Origin of the sequence: Pseudomonas entomophila (assembly GCF_029478665.1) — a bacterium.
GTDB lineage: Bacteria > Pseudomonadota > Gammaproteobacteria > Pseudomonadales > Pseudomonadaceae > Aquipseudomonas > Aquipseudomonas entomophila_F.
The window spans coordinates 1-4,785 of record NZ_JARPQB010000108.1 but is presented as its reverse complement, the minus strand read 5'-3'; the positions used below and the strand labels follow the sequence as shown (position 1 = coordinate 4,785).

Genomic DNA, 4,785 nt, shown 5'->3' with positions numbered 1-4,785 from the left:
CAGGCCTGGGTCTGCATCAGCTTATTGCCCTGATGGCGCACGATTTCGCGGTGCAAGTCATCGCGCTCATAGGCCAGCATCTCGTGCTGGTCGAGGGTCATGCCGAGCAGGTGGCCGCTGCCGTAGGTCAGCCAGCTGACCTTGTGGCCATCCGGACGAATCGTGCTGACCCGCTGGTTGAGCGCGTCGTATTCGTGCTGCCACACCGCGACCATCGGCGTGCCGGTGGCCAAATAGTGTTGGTGCTCGCGGGTCAGGTTGCCCGCGTCGTCGTGGAACCATTGCAGCTTGCTGGCCGCGTTGATCGCCTGGACCAACTGGCCGTTGCCGTTGTAGGCAAAGGTTTCGCTCTGGCTCTGATCACCCAGGCGCGCCGTACGCTCGGCCAGGCGGCCCATGCGGTCGAAACGCAGGTCGATACGGCGCTGGCCCACTTGAGTACTCGCCAGGCGACCGCTGTTCGGGTCGTACTGGTAACGGGTGACCAAGCCATCGAAGCCGGTCTCCTGCAGCAGCCGACCGACCGGGTCGTAGAGGAAGTTGGCCTTGCTCTCGTTTTCGTTTTCCAGCCCGATCAGGCGGCCGAGCTTGTCCCAGCGATAACGCAGGGTGTGCTCGTTGGCGTCGACGCGTTCGGCGAGCATACCGGCAGCGGTATAAGACCAGGTGGTGCAGCGATCAAGCGCGTCGACATGGGCCAGCAGACGGCCTTCGGCGTCACGCTCGAAGCGTTCTTCGGTCTTGTCCGGGTGAGTGACCTTGGCCAGTTGCCCGGCCTTGTATTCATAGGCGGTCTTGTTGCCCGCCGCGTCGGCGAACTCGATCAGCTGGCCGGAGGTATCGTACGTCCACTGGCTGGTCTTGCCGGAGCAGTCGGTGTATTCGAGCAGTTGCCCGGCATCGTTGTAGGCAAGTTTTTTCTCGTTGCCGATGGCGTCCTTGATCGCCTTGACCAACCCGGCCGGGGTGTAGGCGAACTCGGTCTTGTTGCCCAGCGGGTCGACGCTCTCGACCAGGTTGCCGCGCTCGTCGTAGTCGCGCTGCCACAGCCCGCCCTCGGCGTCGCTGATCTTGATCAGCTGGTCCTGGTCGTCGTAGGCGTAGTGCACCGTGCTGTGGTCGGCACGGATGTGCTTGAGGCGGTTGCTGCGCTCATCGTAGACGTAGCGGTCCTGGCTGCCGTCGGGGTGGACGTGGCGGATGACGTTCTTGCGCGCGTCACGGAACAGCCATTCGGAATTGCCGTCCGGGTGCTTGATCCGGTAGGTGTAACCCTCTGCGTCGTAGTAGTGCCAGGTTTCCTGGCCGTGGGCATCGGTGACGTAGGTCAGGCGGATGCGCTCGTCCCACTGCAGGCGGGTCTCGAAACTGCCGTCGTCGGCCCATTCGTGGATGGCCTTGGCGTGTGGGCCGCTGCCGTCCCATTCGAGGTTGATGCCGCGGTTGGTGCGGTCGGTGTAGCGGGTGACCAGGTGGTGCTGGTACTGATAGCGCCAGGCGGCGCCATGCTCATCCTGGGCGGCGATCAGGTCACCGTGGTCATCGTAGTGGTAGCCGCACAGCTGGCGCAGCGGCTTGCCATCGACCACCTGCCACAGGCCCTGGAGGTGGCCGTGGTCATCGAGCAAGGTGCCCAGTTGCAGATGCACCTTGGTCGGGTCGTCGTCCTGGTAGGTGTTGATGTCCGACAGCACTGGCCGGTCGTGGTGACGGTGCTCGTAGTGCAGCATCGCGCCGGCGCCGCTGCGCAGCTTGATGTGCGTCAGGTAGAAGCGGTCGCCATGGCGAGCATAGGTTTCCTGGCGCGTGAGGCCACGCAACAGCACCAGCTGCTGTTCGCCAGTACGCACCAGGGTGAAGTACTCCACCGCATCATGGTGCGGCTTGCCTTGCTTGGGCAGCGGGTACGCATGGCTGCGGCCGTCCATGTCGTGGAACACCACGCCCTGGTCGACCACGTCGATGCAGGTGGTGAACTCGGTGACCCAGCGGGCGCCGAGAACGCCGTCGTCCAGCTTGTCCAGCCGCGAGTTGTAGGTCCGCGTCCAGGTAACCGGGAACGGGCCGGGCAGGCTGAAGTCGGTGTGGTGCAGCGACTCGCTGCCCAGGGCGAAGTTGATGCGGTTGCAGGTGCTGGTGCAGACCTCGTTCTTCTGGTCATTGGCCGCTTTCGTCGCCGGGCCCTGGTTGGTGATCGACTCGGTACGGCCCTTGGAACCCTGGTGCTTGGCTTCGGTGACTTTGTCCTGCTTGACCACCGTGGGCAAGGCCTTAGGGTTGCGCAGGTGCCACTTCACGCTGCTGTTGTGCAGCACCAGCAGCATGTTCTTGATCGAGTCCTTGTTGGCCGTGCTGCCCAGGCTCATCAGCTTGCCGCTCATTTGCGGCGCCAAGGTGCGGAATTGCTTGGTGTAGGCCAGCACTTCCGTCTGCACCCGGGTGGGCACGGCATTGCTCATCAGCGTGTTGGCCGCGCCCTTGCCCATTGCCGAGTAGGCGTTGCTCAACGCGCCAAAGGCGTTCTCGAAGGCCACCGACGGGTCGGACTTCCAGGTTTCGCTGACCTTCTGCGCCAGTTGCGCGGCCTTGTCCAGGTCACCCTTGCTGTCGAGTTTGCCGAGGACGATGGCGTCGATGGCATCGGCGGTGTTGTTGATCAGCTTTTCGCCGGTCTTGGCGGCTTCGGTGAGGATCGGGGTGAGCTGGCCTTCGGCGTCGGCAAGGAACTTGTCCAGCTCGCCGAGCAGGTCGGCGTTGAGGTGGCCGACGATGATCTCGACCAGCGCGTCGCCGAGGACCTGTTTGCGCTCCTGGCGAGCCAGGGTCAGCATCGGCCGCAGGCCCTTTCGCGCGGCGGCCATGGTCGGCGGTGCGGGGATCACGCCGATCAGGTTGATGCCCAGGCTCACCCAGTCCCACGGGTCGGGTTCCTTGGCACTGGCCAGGTTGACGATATCGCCCACGGCATCCACCAGGGCGATGATGTTGCCGATTACCGGCAGCACCTCGGCGGTGTCCTTGAGCCGTTCGAGGTTGACGTAACCGCCGCTGATCTCGCGCAGCCAGGCGTCGAACACGGCGGCGCCGCGGCTGACGTCGGCCATGCCGATCTGGTCCAGGGGAACGACCGCCGCCTGGGCTGGACGTGGTTTTTCAGAGGTATCGGCGGTCATGACATCAGTTCACTTGGCAGAAGATCGGTAGCAGTGCTCAGGCTCGGGGCCTTGAAAGCGGGGAGTTTGGGCATCGCTGGCAGCTTGGGCAGGCTTGGCAGGCTGGCCATGGCTCCTTGCGCGACGCTGCCCGCCTTGCCGGCGGCGCCCAGGGCGTTGGAGGCGGCCGGCAGCGCCGAGCTGGCGGCACTGGCCAGTTGCGGCAGGCCAGCAACGCCGCCTTTGAGCGCGCCTTGCACCTGCTGTGCACTCTGCATTGCGCCTTGTCCGGTCTTGAGCAGGTTCATGCCGGTCTTGGCCGCGTCCATGCCGCTGCCGGCCAGTTGCTTGGCCTTGTCGAACAGGCCGCCTTCGCCCTTGGGCAGCGGCAGCTTGTCGACCAGCGATTCGAGCTGGGTCGACAGGCTGTTCGGGTCGGGCGGCTGCACCGGCCACTCGACTTCGCCGATGTAGCTGCTCGGCGCCCACGGGGGCGTCGGGTCGCGGCCGAAGGTGACCCAGGCCGGACCGGGCGCGGCACCGGACACGGCATTGAAGCCCTGCCCGTCCAGCGAGCCCTTGAGCACCGTGCCCAGGGCATCGGTGACTTCGTAGTCGCCGGCCTTGATGCCCTTGGTGTTGGCGTACAGGTTGAACAGCTCCAGCGCGCCTTTGCCGGGCTTGGGCGGCTCGGGGAAGGTGCCGGCCATGCTCGCCGCGCCGATGTGGGCGAACTGCGCGGCGTGGGCGGTATAGTTGGCGCTGGTGACGTGGGTGATGCCGCTGGCGTTGTAAGTCGTCGCGCTGCCGCCGCCCTGCACCACCAGCTCGGTCTTGGCCTTGAGGATGATGCGGTCGGCGTTGGCGGTGATGTCCAGCTTGGCCAGCAGGTTGATGCTGTCCTTCAGGGCGCGGATGTCGATGTCGCCCGAGGCCGACACCAGCTTCCAGCCCAGGCTCTGCACGAAGAAGCGCATGCCCTGGCTGGCGCTGGCCAGCAGGCGTTTGCCGATCGACATACTGGTGTGGCCGGTACTGCTCAACGCCAGGTGGCTGCCGCTGGTGAGGTGGTTCGGGCCGGGGGTGGTCAGGGCGATGCCGGCCGGGCTGGACACCACCAGGTGCGGCTGGGTGAATTCGGCGAACTCGTTTTTCGTGAGGTCACCTGGGCCACTGCCGAGAATGCCCATGTGCTGCTTGTGCAGGTCCTTGGCCACGGCGTCCTGGTCGCCGGGCTCCTGGGCCTGCATCTGCTTGGCCAGTTCCGCCAGGCTGTCCTGCTGCTCGCTGGCGGTGGCCAGGCGTTCGGCGGTTTCCGGCAGGTCCTTGTGGTGCTTGGCTTCGTTCGGGCGCGGCTCGGTGGTGATCAGCAGGCCACCCGCTGCGCGCACGGCGCCGTGGCGGTCGGTGCGCAGCTCGAAGCCCTCACCGCGTGGGGCGCCGCCCGATGGTCTTGGGTGCGTGAGGTAGCCGAGGTTCAGCGCGCTGGCGCCGTGGTCGCTGCGCAGGGCGATGCTGATTTCGCTGGTGGTGTCGTCGATGCGCAGTTCGTTGCCGCGGCTGCCCTTGTATTCCTTGCTCTTGATCGTCGCCAGGGTCTTGAGGTCGGGCAGCTTGTAGTGCGGCATGTTCA

The 4,785-nt window shown here is 65.7% G+C and carries 2 protein-coding genes; both read right to left on the bottom strand.

Features of this window, described 5'->3' with window-relative positions; translation table 11 throughout:
• A partial coding sequence (locus P5705_RS26060; protein ID WP_277463732.1) for a DUF6531 domain-containing protein occupies nt 1-3,173 on the bottom strand: 3,173 nt, incomplete at its 3' end.
• On the bottom strand, nt 3,170-4,785 hold a 1,616-nt coding region (locus P5705_RS26055), incomplete at its 5' end, for a DUF2345 domain-containing protein (RefSeq protein ID WP_277463731.1). The genes P5705_RS26055 and P5705_RS26060, both read right to left, overlap by 4 nt.